The organism is Bradyrhizobium sediminis (assembly GCF_018736085.1).
Taxonomy (GTDB): domain Bacteria; phylum Pseudomonadota; class Alphaproteobacteria; order Rhizobiales; family Xanthobacteraceae; genus Bradyrhizobium; species Bradyrhizobium sediminis.
The window spans coordinates 4,207,170-4,222,512 of the sequence record NZ_CP076134.1 but is presented as its reverse complement, the minus strand read 5'-3'; the positions used below and the strand labels follow the sequence as shown (position 1 = coordinate 4,222,512).

General features: G+C 65.0%; 14 protein-coding genes. 4 read left to right on the top strand and 10 right to left on the bottom strand.

All coding sequences use genetic code 11. The annotated features are described in order from the left end of the window. Positions 1 to 52 precede the first annotated feature (52 nt). The gene (locus KMZ29_RS20245) at positions 53 to 952 is read left to right on the top strand and encodes an alpha/beta fold hydrolase (RefSeq protein WP_215620881.1); all 900 of its coding nucleotides are present in this window, start codon (positions 53 to 55) and stop codon (positions 950 to 952) included. Between the two features lie 42 nt (positions 953 to 994). On the opposite strand, the gene KMZ29_RS20240 is transcribed toward KMZ29_RS20245, so the two are convergent. Together KMZ29_RS20240 and KMZ29_RS20235 are read right to left on the bottom strand one after the other, a co-directional pair. Continuing rightward, entirely contained in the window at positions 995 to 4,474 is a 3,480-nt protein-coding gene (locus tag KMZ29_RS20240; RefSeq protein WP_215620880.1) for an indolepyruvate ferredoxin oxidoreductase family protein, read from the bottom strand. A 269-nt stretch (positions 4,475 to 4,743) separates the two neighbouring features. After that, positions 4,744 to 5,487, bottom strand: coding sequence for a polyamine aminopropyltransferase (locus tag KMZ29_RS20235; protein WP_249779967.1), 744 nt, complete (start codon positions 5,485 to 5,487; stop codon positions 4,744 to 4,746). Positions 5,488 to 5,704: 217 nt separating this feature from the next. Here KMZ29_RS20235 and KMZ29_RS20230 point away from each other — a divergent pair, with 217 nt between their 5' ends. Beyond that, entirely contained in the window at positions 5,705 to 6,019 is a 315-nt protein-coding gene (locus KMZ29_RS20230; RefSeq protein WP_215620878.1) for a helix-turn-helix domain-containing protein, read from the top strand. A 62-nt stretch (positions 6,020 to 6,081) separates the two neighbouring features. Here the strand turns inward: KMZ29_RS20230 and KMZ29_RS20225 are convergent, their stop codons facing one another. The 7 genes from KMZ29_RS20225 to KMZ29_RS20195 are packed head-to-tail and all read right to left on the bottom strand — an operon-like array spanning position 6,082 to position 13,523. Next, on the bottom strand, positions 6,082 to 6,609 hold the full coding sequence (locus KMZ29_RS20225) for an NADH-quinone oxidoreductase subunit B family protein (RefSeq protein WP_215620877.1): 528 nt from the start codon (positions 6,607 to 6,609) through the stop codon (positions 6,082 to 6,084). A 2-nt stretch (positions 6,610 to 6,611) separates the two neighbouring features. Continuing rightward, the gene (locus KMZ29_RS20220; RefSeq protein WP_215620876.1) at positions 6,612 to 8,123 is read right to left on the bottom strand and encodes a hydrogenase large subunit; all 1,512 of its coding nucleotides are present in this window, start codon (positions 8,121 to 8,123) and stop codon (positions 6,612 to 6,614) included. A gap of 19 nt (positions 8,124 to 8,142) precedes the next feature. Then, the gene (locus KMZ29_RS20215) at positions 8,143 to 9,594 is read right to left on the bottom strand and encodes a hydrogenase 4 subunit F (protein ID WP_215620875.1); all 1,452 of its coding nucleotides are present in this window, start codon (positions 9,592 to 9,594) and stop codon (positions 8,143 to 8,145) included. Beyond that, positions 9,591 to 10,253, bottom strand: coding sequence for a hydrogenase-4 component E (locus KMZ29_RS20210; protein ID WP_215615279.1), 663 nt, complete (start codon positions 10,251 to 10,253; stop codon positions 9,591 to 9,593). The genes KMZ29_RS20215 and KMZ29_RS20210 overlap by 4 nt, the downstream gene beginning before the upstream one ends. After that, the gene (locus tag KMZ29_RS20205; protein WP_215620874.1) at positions 10,253 to 11,209 is read right to left on the bottom strand and encodes a respiratory chain complex I subunit 1 family protein; all 957 of its coding nucleotides are present in this window, start codon (positions 11,207 to 11,209) and stop codon (positions 10,253 to 10,255) included. The genes KMZ29_RS20210 and KMZ29_RS20205 overlap by 1 nt, the downstream gene beginning before the upstream one ends. Continuing rightward, on the bottom strand, positions 11,200 to 13,233 hold the full coding sequence (hyfB, locus tag KMZ29_RS20200; RefSeq protein WP_215620873.1) for a hydrogenase 4 subunit B: 2,034 nt from the start codon (positions 13,231 to 13,233) through the stop codon (positions 11,200 to 11,202). Before hyfB ends, KMZ29_RS20205 begins: the two co-directional genes overlap by 10 nt. Continuing rightward, the gene (locus KMZ29_RS20195; RefSeq protein ID WP_215603027.1) at positions 13,230 to 13,523 is read right to left on the bottom strand and encodes a helix-turn-helix domain-containing protein; all 294 of its coding nucleotides are present in this window, start codon (positions 13,521 to 13,523) and stop codon (positions 13,230 to 13,232) included. The genes hyfB and KMZ29_RS20195 overlap by 4 nt, the downstream gene beginning before the upstream one ends. 279 nt (positions 13,524 to 13,802) lie before the next feature. On the opposite strand from KMZ29_RS20195, the gene KMZ29_RS20190 reads away from it, so the two are divergent. Beyond that, the gene (locus tag KMZ29_RS20190; protein WP_215620872.1) at positions 13,803 to 14,201 is read left to right on the top strand and encodes a hypothetical protein; all 399 of its coding nucleotides are present in this window, start codon (positions 13,803 to 13,805) and stop codon (positions 14,199 to 14,201) included. A 33-nt stretch (positions 14,202 to 14,234) separates the two neighbouring features. On the opposite strand, the gene KMZ29_RS26900 is transcribed toward KMZ29_RS20190, so the two are convergent. Continuing rightward, positions 14,235 to 14,363: a hypothetical protein gene (locus tag KMZ29_RS26900; protein WP_256442490.1), complete on the bottom strand. Its 129-nt coding sequence runs from the start codon at positions 14,361 to 14,363 to the stop codon at positions 14,235 to 14,237. A 144-nt stretch (positions 14,364 to 14,507) separates the two neighbouring features. On the opposite strand from KMZ29_RS26900, the gene KMZ29_RS20185 reads away from it, so the two are divergent. Further along, entirely contained in the window at positions 14,508 to 15,326 is an 819-nt protein-coding gene (locus KMZ29_RS20185) for an aldo/keto reductase (RefSeq protein ID WP_215620871.1), read from the top strand. Positions 15,327 to 15,343: the final 17 nt, after the last annotated feature.

The following is a 15,343-nucleotide window of genomic DNA, read 5'->3' as shown; positions in this document are numbered from 1 at the left end:
GCTCGCTTCCGGAATACTGGACCTGCGCGGGGCCAGCCTTTAAGTAGGCGCCATGGATACAGCACCGGACGCTCCGCAAGCGCGCTATTACAGGTCTCAGGGACTTCGGCTTCACTACACCGACTGGGGCAACCCGTCGGCGCCGCCGCTGATCCTCGTTCACGGCGGCCTCGATCAATCCCGCAGCTGGGATCATCTGGCCCGCGCGCTGAGGGGGAGATTTCATGTCATCGCTCCCGATCTCCGCGGGCATGGCGATTCCGAGTGGGCGACGGGCAGCAGCTACAGCCTGGCCGATCACGTCTACGATCTGAGATGCCTGGTGAAGTCCGAGGGGCTGGAAAAATTCGCGCTCGTCGGCCATTCGATGGGAGGCATGGTCAGCCTGGCCTATGCCGGGGCCTTTCCGGAACAAGTATCGCGGTTGGTCGTGCTCGACGGCGTGACCAATTTTCCGGCGAGAAAAGTCAAGCCGATCGACGTGCGGATCGCCGAATGGGTATCCGATCTCGACAAGACGGCGCAGCGAAAGGCGCATCGCTACGCTTCGGTGGCCGATGGCGCCGATCGAATCCAGGCGCGCAATGCCAGGCTGACGCGCGAGCAGGCGATGCATCTGGCCACCCACGCGCTGAAGCAGGATGCCGACGGCAGATACAGCTGGAAGTTCGATCCCTATCTGCGCGCCCGTGCGCCGTACCGGCTGTCGCTGGAAGACTACGTCGCGCTGTGGTCGCGCATCGCGTGCCCGACCCTGCTGGTCTCGGGCAGCGAGAGCTTCCTGCCCGATCCGGCGACCGCCGGGGTGCTCGGGCATTTCCGGCAGGCCGAACTGGTGCGGATCGAAGGCGCGGCGCACTGGCTGCAGCACGACAAGCCCGAGGAAGTCCTGAAGGCCCTCGAGGGCTTTCTTGCCGCCGAGGCCGAACCGGCGTTGTCGGCCGAAGGCTAGCCGCGCCCACACGGCCGCAGGCGTTGCGCGCCCGCCGCGGGACTATTCGGCGGCGACCGCAAAGCGGCTGTTTTCCAGCTCCGCTTCCAGCCGCGCCTTCTCGGCCAGCGCCTTGCCGATGCTCTGTTCCTTGATGTGGCCATAGCCGCGGATCGTTTCCGGAAGCCGCGCCAGTCTGGCCAGCACCGGAATCTGCTCGCCCTTCAGATTTGCGGAGCGCTGCTCGATCATCGCGAGGTAGTCGTCGATCAGCTTGCGTTCGGTTTTCCGCTCGGCGGTGTAGCCGAACGGATCGAACGCCGTGCCGCGCAGGAATTTGAGCCGCGCCAGCAGCCGGAACGCGTGGATCATCCAGCCACCATACTCCTTCTTCAGCAGATGGCCGGTTGCCTTGTCGCGGTGCGCGAAGACGGGCGGGGCGAGATGAAATTTGAGGCGGACGTTGCCGTCGAATTTCTCGCCGAGATTCGCGGCGAAGGAGCCGTCGGTGTAGAGTCGCGCCACCTCGTATTCGTCCTTGTAGGCCATCAGCTTGAAGAGGTTTTTCGCCACCGCCTCGGTGAGTTCGCTGGAACCGGGCGCGGCCCTGGTTTCAGCGTTGCGAACCCGGGCGACGGCTGCGAGATAGCGGTCGGCGTAGGACTGATCCTGATACGCGCTCAGGAACTTGGCCCGGTAGGCGATCGATTCATCCAGCGTCCGGGTTGCCGGCGCCGCGGCGCGAGACCGGAACTGGATGACGTTGCGAACGCGGGCGAGATCGTGCGCCGCCAGCCTGCCCCAGGAGAATGCCTGCTTGTTCATCTCGATCGCGGCGCCGTTGATCTCGATGGCGCGCAGGATAGCTTCCAGCGAAAGCGGAATGGTGCCCTTCTGGAAGGCATAGCCGAGCAGGAACGAATTGGTGGCGATGCTGTCGCCCATCAGGGCCGACGCGATGCCGGTGGCGTCGAGGATGTCGAGATTCCTGTCGCCGATAGCCTCGCGCAGCGCGCTCTGCATCGCATTCATCTCGAAATCGATATCGGGATTCATCACGAAGCTTGCGGTCGGCTGCAGGTCGGCGTTGACGATGGCCCGGGTCGCGCCGCGTTCGACACGGCTGAGCGCGGTGTCGTTGGCGGAAACCACGATGTCGCAGCCGAGAATGAGGTCGGCGCCACCAGAGGCGATCCGCACCGTGGCGATGTCCTCCGGAGCCGGTGCGATCCGGACATGGCTCATCACGGCGCCGTTCTTCTGCGATAGCCCGGTGAAGTCCAGCGCCGAACAGCCGCGGCCGTCGAGATGGGCGGCCATGCCCAGAAGCGCGCCGATGGTGATGACCCCGGTGCCGCCGATGCCGGTGACGAGGATGTTGTATGGCCCGTCCAGTTCGCGCCGCGGCGGCAGCGGAAGGTCGGCGAACAGCTGGCCTGAATCGACCGCGGAGGTTTCCGCTTTCTTCAGCGTGCCGCCATGGACGGTGACGAAGCTCGGGCAAAATCCCTCGACGCAGGAATAGTCCTTGTTGCAGTTCGATTGGTCGATCTGCCGCTTGCGCCCGAATTCGGTATCGAGCGGCTGCACCGACACGCAATTGGAGGTCTGCGAGCAATCGCCGCAGCCCTCGCAGACGAGATCGTTGATGAAGACCCGCTTCGGCGGATCCGGATAGAGGCCGCGCTTGCGGCGGCGGCGCTTCTCGGCGGCGCAGGTCTGGTCGTAGATCAGAACGGTGAGACCCTTGACCTCGCGCAGCTCGCGCTGAACCTGGTCGAGCTCGCGGCGGTGGTGCACCGTGGCGCCTTGCGGGAAGTAATCCCTGCCCGGGTATTTCGCCGGATCGTCCGAGACGACCGCGACGCGCTTGGCGCCTTCGGCCCAGACCTGATGGGCGATCTGCGAGACGGTGAGGCCGCCCTCGGCGGGCTGCCCGCCGGTCATGGCGACGGCGTCGTTGTAGAGGATCTTGTAGGTGATGCTGACGCCAGAGGCCGAGGCCGCCCGCAGCGCCAGCAGGCCCGAATGGGTGTAGGTGCCGTCGCCGAGATTCTGGAAGATGTGCGGCTCCGAGGTGAACGGCGCCTGGCCGATCCAGTTCACGCCCTCGGCGCCCATATGCGAGATGGTCGCGGTGCGGCGGCTCGGAATCGACAGCGCCATGCCGTGACAGCCGATGCCGGCCATCGCGCGGCTGCCCTCCGGCACCTTGGTGGAGGTGTTGTGCGGGCAACCCGAACAGAAATACGGCGTCCGCTGCAGCGCCAGCGGCGCGCGCATCGTCGCCGGGTGTTCGAAGGCTTCGAGCCGCGCCAGCCGCTGTTCCAGAGCCGGACTTTGGTGACCGAGGCGGCGCAGGCGCGAGACCAGGGCTGCGGCGACCATGGTCGGCGTCAGCTCGCCCTCGCTCGGCAGCAGCACGGCGCCGGATTCGTCGCGCTTGCCGACCACCGACGGACGCCTCGAGGCGTCCATGTTGTAGAGAATGCGCACCAGCTGATCTTCGATGAAGCCGCGCTTTTCCTCGACCACCAGCACGTCCTGCAGGCCTTCGGCAAAACGTTTCGCGCCGCTCTCTTCCAGCGGCCAGGTCATCGCGACCTTGTAGATGCGAAGGCCGATCTCCTGGGCGTCGCGCTCGCTGATTCCGAGGTCGGCCATCGCCTGCCGCAAATCCAGATAGGCTTTGCCGGTCGCGACGATGCCGAGCCGTGCCGGCTTGCTGTCGAGCACGACGCGGTCGAGCTGGTTGGCGCGCGCAAAGGCTGCGACGGCCGCCATTTTCGCACCGTGCAGCCGCCGCTCCGCTTCGAGCGGTGGATCGGGCCATCGGATGTTCAATCCGCCCGGCGGCATTTCGAAGTCCGTCGGCAATACGACCTGAATGCGGGACGGATCGCTGTAGATCGAGGCCGAACTCTCGACGGTTTCCGAGATCGCCTTGAAGCCGACCCAGCAGCCGGAGAAGCGGGACAGCGCAAAGCCGTAGGTTCCGAGATCGAGGTAGTCCTGCAGCGTCGCCGGATTGAGGATCGGCATCAGGGCTGCGGCAAAGATCTGTTCGCTCTGGTGCGCGAGCGTGGAGGATTGGCAGCCATGATCGTCGCCGGCCAGCGCCAGCACCCCGCCATGCCGTGCCGAGCCTGCCGAATTGGCATGCTTCAGCGCATCGGCCGAGCGATCCACGCCGGGCCCCTTGCCGTACCAGATGCCGAACACACCATCGACCTTGGCGCCGGGAAACAGTCCGACCTGCTGGCTGCCCCAGACCGCTGTTGCCGCAAGGTCCTCGTTTAGTCCGGGGACGAAAGCGATATCGTGCGACTGCAGGAACGGTTTGGCGCGCCACAAGGCGTTGTCGTACATGCCGAGCGGCGAGCCGCGGTAGCCGGAGATGAATCCGGCGGTGTTGAGACCCTGGATGCGGTCGCGTTCGCGCTGCAGCATCGGCAACCGCACCAGCGCCTGGGTTCCGGAAAGGTAGATCCGCTTGGCCTCGAGCCGGTACTTGTCGTCCAACCCGACCTGCATCAGCGTCATCTTGTGCTCCGTTAAATCGTCAGGGAGAGGGCGTGGCGAGGAGTCTTGTTGTTCGTTATTGGACGTTATCCGGCAGGCGGCCGACCGCAAGCCGGTCAAATCCGGTGCGGCAGTGAAAACCATATGCCGTCAATGTCAATATCGGTTTGCGCGGGCCTCACCCGGCGGGTGTGGGTGGCAGCGCGTCATTGCAGCGCACGTTGCTGCTGCGTTCGCATCCGACGAAGCATGTAGTCTCTGGAAAATCAGGCCGCAGCAATGCGGCTGTCTCAGCCGTTGCGCGATCCGTAAGCGAGGTCGCGGCTGCGCAGCCGGCCGCGCCGGATCGACCACTGCTCATTGTAGTTATTGCGCATCGCATCGGCGAGCGCCGGGCGCGCGTTCAATTGCCGTTCCGGGATGCAGGCGATGATCGCGTTGCGGTCTTCGATGCCCTGCTCGTCGACGACCCATACCTTCAAGCTGTCGCCGGCGAGCCGCGCCGCAATCCGGTCGGGCAGGGGATCGATATCGTTCATCACCAGGACGTTCATGACGATGCGGCCGCCCGGCGCCAGCCGGGCGCGGATCGCCTCGCAGGTCTCGACGTCGAACTCGTCGTTGAACTGGAAACCGGGGCCGCCGATGTCGATGGCGATGCCGTCGTAGAGCGTGTCGTCCTGATAGATGAACCTGCGGAAATCGGAGACCATGCAGTTCAGGTCGTCGGGCAGCCCGAAAAACTTGTGCGCGATCACGAAGCTGATCGGATTGTTGTCGACGATGGTCAGCGTCTTGCCGCGGCGGGCCAGTCGGGTGGCGAGGTTGCCGCCGCCGCAGCCGAGCACGAGGATGTTGGCCGAGCGGTGCAACAGCTCGTCCATCAGCTTCACATAGGTGAATACGCTCTCACCGTCGGGCGTCGCCTGGCTCTGCCGCACGCCTTCTTCGAAATAGATGCGGGTGCCGTCCCACGAACATTCGACGATTTCGATCTCGCCGCTTCTTCCCTGGTAGCGCCCCAACAGCCGCACTGCCGACAACCCCATCCGAGTTAAGACATTAAATAATATGCATGAAACATCTGTTATAATGCAATATGCGGGAACGCCGATCCGGCCGGCGGCCGATATGGAGGCGGCTCCGCCCGCGCCGTCGAAGGTTCGCTGATATACTGCGCTTGTAAATTGATGCGTGAAGCCGTAATTTGCATGGGACGAATATATTCGGCCGCAACCGGGGCGACGTTTCATGATTACCGCCAATCAACTCAGGGCCGCGCGTGCGATCCTGAGCATCGATCAGCGGCAGACGGCCGAACTGGCGGGCCTTTCGGTGCCGACGATCCAGCGCATGGAAGCCAGCGACGGCGTCATCCGCGCCAATGTCGATTCCCTCATGAAGCTGGTTTCGGCGCTCGAAAACGCGGGCATCGAGCTGATCAATCCGGGCGTTCCGAGCATGGCCGGAGGCCGCGGCGTCCGGCTCCGGGAACATGTCGCAAAGCCGGAGCCGGTGCGGCAACCCAAGGCGTCCTCCGCGCGCGCCCTCGAGCGGGCCCGATGAATTGATGCCTGCCGCGATGGGCTCGCGCGGGACCAGCGCAGACAGCGGCATCGAAACGAGCTTCAGGACGCAACGGCATCCACCCGTTCGAGCAGCGCCAGCAGCCCTTGCAGCATGGTCATCGGATTGGGGGGGCAGCCCGGTATGTGCAAGTCGACCGGGATCACCTCGGCGACGCCGCCAACGATCGCATAGCTGCCGGCGAAACAGCCGCCATCGCGCGCGCAATCTCCGACCGCGACCACCCATTTCGGATTGGGGGTCGCATGATAGGTGCGCTCCAGCGCCTCGCGCATGTTCTTGGTGACGGGACCGGTCACCATCAGGACATCGGCATGGCGCGGCGAGGCCACGAAGCGAAGACCGAAGCGTTCGACGTCGTAATAGGCGTTGTTGAGCGCGTGGATTTCCAGTTCGCATCCGTTGCAGGACCCGGCGTCGACCTCGCGGATCGAGAGGCTGCGGCCGAGCCGCCGCCGCGCCGCGCGGCCGACCGCGGCTGCAAGCTCGCTCAGCGCGGCATCGTCCGGCGACGGCGCCGTTTCCGTGAACGGCCGGCGAAACAGGCTTTCAAACAGCAGCTTGCGCATCGCTAGAGATCCTGGCCCGAATACGAGCAGTTGAACGACTTATTGCAGAGCGGAAAGTCCGCGACGATGTTGTTCTCGATCACGGCTTCGAGCAGCGGCCATTGAAACCAGCTGGGGTCGCGCAGGTGGCAACGTTCGATCCGGCCATCGCGCAGGCGGAGCCAGACCAGAACGTCGCCGCGGAATCCCTCGACGATCGCCATGCCTTCCCGCGCTTCGCGGATATGGCCGGCATGGGTTCCCAGCGGTCCGTCGGGGAGCCGTTCCAGGATCTGGTCGATCAGGGAAAGGCTCTGCTCGACCTCGCGGATACGGATCCAGACCCGCGCGTTGACATCGCCCTCGTTCAGGACCGGCACCTCGAAGCGCAGACTGTCATACGGCGCATAGGCAAGCGTGCGGCGCGCGTCGAAGGACCGGCCGGCGGCGCGGCCGACATAGCCTCCCGCGGCATATTGTTGGGCCATTGCCGGTTTGAGCATGCCGGTATCGACGGTGCGATCCTGCAGCGATGCGGTGTTGTCGTATAGTTCGATCAAATCGGGGAAGCGCAGGCGGATGTTGTCCAGCGTCGCCTGGATGGTTTCCGGCCCTTGCTCGTCGATGTCGCGGCTCACGCCGCCGGGCACGATGATATCCCGCAGCAATCGATGACCGAACGCGGAATTGGATGCACGCAGCACGCTCTCGCGCAGCACGCTGCAATGCGCGTGCATCAGCGTGAAGGATGCATCGTTGCAGACGGCGCCGATGTCGCCGAGATGATTGGCGAGCCGCTCGAGTTCGGCGAGCAGCGCGCGCAGCCACACCGCGCGATCGGGCACGGTGAGCTGCAGGGCCGCTTCGACGGCTCGCGAGAACGCGTAGGAATAGGCGACGGTGCTGTCGCCGGAGACGCGCCCGGCGAGCTGGACGGCCCGCTCGTAACCGGCGCCGGTCATCAGTCCCTCGATGCCCTTGTGGACGTATCCGAGCCGCTGCTCGAGCCGGACCACGGTCTCGCCGCTCGCCGTGAAGCGGAAATGGCCGGGCTCGATGATTCCTGCATGTACCGGACCGACCGCGATCTGGTGCAAGCCGTCGCCCTCCGCCGGCAGGAAGCGATAGGGCGTTGCCTTCGGCAGCGCATCGATGCGGTCGCCGAGGGGAAAACGCACGCCCCACCTGACGTGATCGAGCCAGGGGCGGGTATCGGGCAAGCCTTCCGCCGCCAGTCCGAACAGATCGTTGACGGTGCGCTCCAGCCGAAGCGCCGGCGGGTGCTGCCTGCCGACCGAAGGAAAGGCGCGATCGGGACAATCCAGGCTGACCACGGCGACGTCGGCGGTGCGCGCGTCCAGGATCGCCATGTGCACGGTTGCGGGTTCGCCCCACAGGCCGAGCAGGCTCCAGTTTCCCTGCGCCAGTTCCCCTGCCGCAAATCGCCAGGCCGAAGCATCCACCACGGCGCGCGGCCACGGACCGTGTTGCTCGACCTTGCGGCCTTCCTGGATGAGATCGATCAGTGACGGCATTTGCTGTGATCCCTTTGGCCTATCCTAGCAGGCGAGCGACATGCTGGAACCAGACCACGAGCGGCGCGGGAAGATAGATGCCCGCGCCCAAGACCAGCGCGAGATGGGCGAACATCGGCACGTAGGAGGCCTCGGCCGACGCCGTGCTGCCGCGGGGTTCGCCGAACGCGACGCTGGTCAGGCGCATCATCAATGCGCCGAAGGCCAGCAGGATCCCGAACACCAGCGCGATCGCGAGCAGCGGCTGCCGCGCGAAAGTGGAACTCACGACGAGAAATTCGCTCATGAAGATGCCGAGCGGCGGCAATCCGGCGATCGCCGCGACGCCCACCACGAGGCCCCAGCCGAGCGCCGGATGGGTCACCGTCAGGCCGCGGATCCTGGATATCCGCTGGGTGCCCTTGATCTGCGAAATGTGGCCGACGGCGAAGAAGATCGCCGACTTGGTCAGGCTGTGCATCACCATGTGCAGGAGCCCGGCGAAGTTGGCGAGCGGGCCGCCCATGCCGAACGCAAACACGATGATGCCCATGTGCTCGATCGAGGAATAGGCGAACAGGCGTTTGATGTCGCGCCGGCGGTAGAGCATGAAAGCGGCGAAGATCAGCGAGACCAGCCCCATCGTCACCATCAGCGGGCCGGGCGCGATCGCGGCCGGATTGGCGGCGAGCAATATCTTGAAGCGCAGCAGCGCATAGAGCGCGACGTTCAGGAGCAGGCCCGACAGCACCGCCGATATCGGGGTCGGGCCTTCGGCATGCGCGTCGGGAAGCCAGGCATGCAGCGGTGCCAGGCCGACCTTAGTGCCATAGCCGAGAAACAGGAACACGAAGGCGACATTGAGCAAGGCAGGGTCGAACGTCGCGGCATGCTGGATCAGCAGCGTCCAGACCATGCCGTCCTGGCCTTCGCCGACGACCGGGCGTGCCGCCATGTAGACCAGGATGGTGCCGAACAGCGCGAACGCGATGCCGACGCTGCCGAGGATGAAATATTTCCATGCCGCTTCCAGCGCGGCGTGGGTGCGATAGATGCCGACCATCAGCACCGTGGTCAGTGTGGCGATTTCTACCGCGACCCACATCAGGCCGATATTGTTCGACACGAAGGCGAGGTTCATGCCGAACATCATGATCTGGTACATGGCGTGGTAGAAACGCAGGTATACCGGGGTCAGCCGGCCGGTCTCCAGTTCGTGGCCGATGTAGCTGGCGCTGAAGATGCTGGTCGTGAAACCGACGAAGGTGTTGAGCACGATGAAGACGATGTTGAGGTCGTCGACCAGCACGTAGGGCCCGGGGTGCGGACGGTCGATCACGAACAGCGACAGCGCCGAGAGAAATGTCGCGAGGCTGGCGACCACGTTGAGGCGCGCCGTCAGCCGGTAGCCCGGCAACACGGCCAACAGTGCTGCCGAGGCGATCGGAATCAGCAGCACGGCCGTTACGGGATTGAAGGAAGCCACGCTCATCGCCGTTCGCCCCGGAAGTCGTCGAGCGCGGAGACGTCGACGGAATCGAAGCGTTCGCGAATCCGGAACAGGAAGATGCCGATGACGATGAAAGCGATCAGGATCGAGAAGGCCACGCTGATCTCGACCACCAGCGGCATGCCCTTGGCGCCGGTCGCCGCCAGCACCAGTCCGTTCTCCAGCGACATGAATCCGACGACCTGACTGACGGCGTTGCGGCGTGTCACCATGACCAGCAATCCGAGCAGCACCACCGACAGCGCAAAGGCGAGATCCTCGCGCGCCAGCGGGTCGGCCTCGGAGGTCACCCGCAGCATCAGCACCATGGAGAGCGCGACCAGTCCCATCCCGGCCAGCATGGTCGGACCGATGCCCACCGCCGACTCGATGTCGCGATGAATGCCGAGCTGCTTGACGATGCGGTGCAGTCCCACCGGAATCACGATCGCCTTGAATACCAGCGCGATGACAGCGGTGACGTAGAGATGCGGCGCGTCCTGGACATAGGCCTGCCAGGCGACGGAGAGCGCGAGCACCACGGCATGCAGCGCAAAGACGTTGAGCAGCGAATAGAGCCGGTCCTGGTACAGCATCATGAAGCTGATCAGGACGAGGCCGCCGGCCAGCGTATGCGAGATGTCGAAGGCGAGGTTGTGCATCAAAGGCTCCTCGACACGAACAGCAGGAGGGTACCGAGCAGGCCCAGCATGAGGGCCGCGCCGAGAAACTGCGGAACGCGGAACACCCGCATCTTCGCCGTGGCGGTCTCGAACAGCGCGAGCAGGAAGCCGGCCACCGCCAATTTGACGATGTAGACGCCGGCGCCGACCGCGTAGGCCAGCGGTCCGGTGCCGAACAGCGCGATCTTCCAGGGAAAGAATACGCAGGCGATCAGCGAGATATAGAGCAGGAGCTTGAGGAACGCGCCGAATTCGATCATGGCGAGATGGCGTCCCGAATATTCGAGAACCATCGCTTCATGCACCATGGTGAGTTCCAGATGCGTGGCCGGATTATCGACCGGGATTCGCGCGTTCTCGGCCAGCGCCACCATGATCAGCGCGATCACCGCCATTCCCAGCGACACCCGCAAGCCGACGCCGGACGAGCCCATGAAATTGGCGACCGTGGAAAGCTGGGTGGAGCCCGCGACCAGCGCCATGCAGAAGAAGATCAGCAGCATCGCCGGCTCCGCCAGTGCGGCGATCATGACTTCGCGGCTGGAGCCGATGCCGCCGAAACTGGTGCCGACGTCCATGCCGGCCAGCGCCAGGAAGAAGCGGGCGCTTCCGAGTAGCGCAACGATGGCGATCAGGTCGGCGGTCCAGTTGAACAACAGGCCGGTGGCGAAGGTGGGCACCAGCGCGGCGGCGACCCAGATCGCCGCAAAGGTCACGTAGGGCGTGACGCGGAACAGCCACGAGGCGTTGTCGGCCAGCACCACCTCCTTGCGCAAGAGGCGCAGCAGGTCGCGATAGGGCTGAAGCACCGAAGGTCCCTGGCGGCGCACCATCCGGGCCTTGATCTTGCGCACGAAGCCGGTCAGCAGCGGCGCGAGCAGCAGCACCAGCAGCATCTGTATGCCCTGAACGAGGATGTCCGAGATCACGACCATATCGCGAGCACCAGGAGCAGCGTGACGAGGGTGGCAAAGACGAGACTGAGGTAACGGCGGATGGTGAGGAACTGCAGCCGGTTGAGCCGGTCGGCGGCGAAGCCGACCGCGCCTGCGAGCGGCTGGTACATTCCCTCCCAGACCAGGTCGTGCAGTTCGATCCTGAGCCGCGCCGGCCTGGTATCGCCGGGGGCGGGCATGTCGACATGGTCGCGGGCGTGGAACACCATGGTGCCGAACACCCGGCGGATCGGCTGCGCGAAGCTCGCGCCCGAATACTGCGCCAAAGGCGTCGGATCGGTGAAGCCGCAGCCCCAGGCCGGTCCCCGCCGCAGCGCATGCGAAGCGAAGCGGTGAATGAAGTAGACCGCGAGCGAAGCGGATATCGTGATGAACACCATCACCAGCAATCCGTTATAGGAGCCCCGGCTTTCGCTGATCGGCACGATCGTCAGCCACGGCACATGGGCCTGCACCGGCAGGCGACCGCCGAGGATCTCGACCGCGACCGGCGACAGCGCGTCCATCACCGGCCCCGGCAGGATGCCGGCCAAGAGGCAGAGCGCGGCGAGGATGAACATCGCCGAAAGCGAGTAGCGATCGACTTCGCCGGCGGTTTCCGCCGCCGGGCTGCGCGGCCGCCCGAGAAAGGTCACGCCGAATGCCTTGACGAAGCAGGCGGCTGCCAGTGCCGCGGCCAGCGCCAGCATGGCGCCTACCGCAGGCACCATGATTTTCAAGGCCCATTGCGGCAGTTCCGGACTTTGCAGCACGGCCTGGAACATCAGCCATTCCGAAACAAAGCCGTTGAAGGGCGGCAGCGCCGAGATCGCGACGCAGCCCACCAGCACGACGAAGCTGGTGAATGGCATCCGGTGGATCAGGCCGCCCAATTTGTCCATGTCGCGTTCGCCGGTCGACATCAGGACGGCGCCGGCTCCGAAGAACAGCAGGCTCTTGAAGAACGAGTGGTTGAGCACATGAAACAGCGCGGCCGTGAAGGCGAGTGCGGCGGGCAGCTTCAGGCCGTTGGCCTGAAACGCCAGCGCCAGGCCGAGGCTGACGAAGATGATGCCGACGTTTTCGATCGTGCTGTAGGCCAAAAGGCGCTTCAGGTCCTTCTCCATCATCGCATACAGGATGCCCATGACGGCGGTGATGCTGCCGAGGAAGAGAACGATCACGCTCGCCGGCCAGCTCGGCTGTCCCAGGAGATCGAAGACGACGCGGATGAATCCGTAGATCGCGACCTTGGTCATGACGCCGCTCATCAGCGCCGAAACGTGGCTCGGAGCCGCCGGATGCGCGAGCGGCAGCCAGACATGCAGCGGCACCAGGCCGGCCTTCGAACCGGCCCCGAGCAGCATCAGGATCAATACCAATGCGGCTACATACGGCGTATGCGGCGCATTGCGAATGGCGGCAAAGCCGTAGTCTCCGGCCGCTCCGGCCAGCAGGCCGAACGCCAGCAGCAGCGCCAGCGTGCCGAAGCTTGCCATCACCAGATAGACGTAGCCCGCCTTGGCGTTGCCGGCTTCGCGGTGGTGCGCCATCACCAGCGCCCAGGATGCGAGCGACATGAATTCCCAGCACAGGAGATAGGAGAATGCATCGTCCGCCAGCACCACGAGGTTCATGCCGGCCAGGAAGGCGGGGAAGAACGGAAGCACGCGATACGGCGTATGCTCGTGGTGGCCGTAGCCGAGCCCGTAGAGGCTTGCCGCCGCGCCGCCCAGGTTGACGACGATCAGGAAGAACGCAGCCAGGGCGTCGAGGCGAAAATGGGCGCCGAGCCACGGCAATCCGATCGGCAGGATCAGTTCGGTGGCTTTGGCCGCGCCGCCAAGCAGCCAAATGAGGGACCCGGCCAGGGCGGCCAGGCAGATTACCAACGTCGCGCCGTAGATCACCGCGGTGGCGCTCTTGCTGCGGCTCAATGCGATCGCGAGAATCGCGAGCCCGAGCAACCCCGCGACGCAGGACATTTGCAGGACGACGGCGGAGACAGCGAGCGCAGCAATCATTTGTTGTCCGATCGAGCGCCCGGAAGCGGCTTGGCCGAACCTGAAGGGGCTCTCAGCCGTACCCCGCGCCCCTGCGAATGACTGACGGCTCCTTCGTCGATCATCTCGATCCCGGCCGCGTCGAATGCGGCGATCAGCTTGACCAGTGAATCGACGTTGCCCCGAACCATCGTTTCACTTGCCTCCATGCGTTGAATGGTGGGCACCGAAAGTCCGGACAGCTCCGCGAGCTGGCGTTGGTCGATGCCGAGAAGCACCCGGGCCGCCCGCAACTGAGCTGCCGTGATCATGCGTTTGCCTCACTGGCGGGTCCCCGGTGGATATCAAACATCATTGGTCCATGGTAATTAATGATGTTAAACTGTCAACAAGTGATAGATAGGACATCTATTCTGAGGGGCGCTTCCGGGCGAATTACCCACAGGAGAGCAAAGCGCCAAGCAGTGACGGGGGCGGGGACAGCTTGCAGCACCCGCCGCGCTAACCTTGCCGGCAGGATCGGCTGGCATTGCGCGTTCTGCTTCCTAGATGATGGGTGTTCCCTTTTTGAGTGTTTCAGGAGGCCTTCGATGGTCCCCAAAAATCTCTTCCGAGACGGCTTGGCCGCCATGATCTGCATCATGCTGCTGGCATGGAGCGGCGTTTCGGTCGCGGACGAGTATCGTCCGGATGAGTTCCTCGGTCTCGACCTTTCCAGGGCGGCGCTGTCGCCGAAGCGGCTGGGGCCTGACGCCCGCTTCGCGCCGGTTCGGATCGAGGCACGGGCCGATCGCGCGCCCTCGACGGCCCGCGCCGAACGCGCCACGCCGACCAAGGCTCGCATTGCGCATCAGCGCGCGGAGGAGCCGCGCCGCGCAGCCCGCACCAAGCTGGCGCGGCGGCACGGCAATCCGCTCGATGCGCAGGCGTCGGATACGCGGATTCAGGCCTGGCCGTGCAGGACCGGCGGCATCTGTAACTGGAAGTGACCCGGGCGCCGGCGCGATCAGGCGCGATATAGTTCAGCGCGTCACGAACAGATAGCCGCCCAGCACCAATAGGAGCGACAGGACCACCAGCACGCCGACCACGCCGGCAACGATCGCGGGCAGTTCATGGCTCTCCAGCCATTGTCGTAACGCCTTGCCCATCGTCTATCTAACCCGATCTTGATTTGAGCCCGGCGCCGCGGGCAGACTATCGCTGATACGCTCTCTCACCGATCACCTCAACAAAAACCCGTTCACGCCGCATCGCCGCTGCTCGTCCGGCGGTTCGAGCCCCCAGGAGTATCCATGGAACCTCTGCAAACCCAGGGCATCAGCCTGCCGCGGCTCGGGCTCGGCACCTTTCGCCTGCAGGGCGATGCCTGCCGGGCGGCGGTGGAAAGCGCGCTCGGTCTCGGCTACCGGCATATCGACACCGCGGAGATGTACGGCAACGAGGAAGCGATCGGCGCGGCGATTGCCGCTTCCGGCGTCGCGCGCGGGGATCTGCACGTCACCACCAAGGTTTGGCACGAGAACCTGGCGCCGGACGCGATCCGCCGGGCGTTCGACGCCAGCCTGAACGAGCTCGGGCTCGATCGCGTCGATCTCTATCTGGTGCATTGGCCGTCGAGAAACATGAACCTGCCGGCGATCTTCGAAACGCTGATGAAGCTGAAGGAAGAGGGCCGCACCCGCGCCATCGGGGTCGCCAATTTCAACCTCGCGCTGTTGAAGACCGTGGTCGAGGAGATCGGGGCGCCGATCGCCTGCAACCAGGTCGAATATCATGTCATGCTGGATCAGACGCCGCTGCGCCGATATCTCGGCGCGAGGTCGATCCCGCTGGTGGCCTATTGCCCGCTGGCGCAAGGGCGCGTGGCGTCTGACGAGACGCTGATGGCGATCGGCCGCAAGCACGGCGCCAGCGCGGCGCAGGTGGCGCTGAAATGGCTGCTCGACCAGGACGGCGTGGCCGCGATCCCGAAAGCGTCGCGCAGCGAGAGTCAGAAGGCCAATCTCGAGGCGCTGCATGTCGGGCTCGATGACGAGGACATCAAGGCGATCGCGGCGTTGCCGAAGGACAAACGCTGCGTCAATCCCGCCTTCGCGCCGGTGTGGGATTAGGGCGGGGCGCGTTCGCT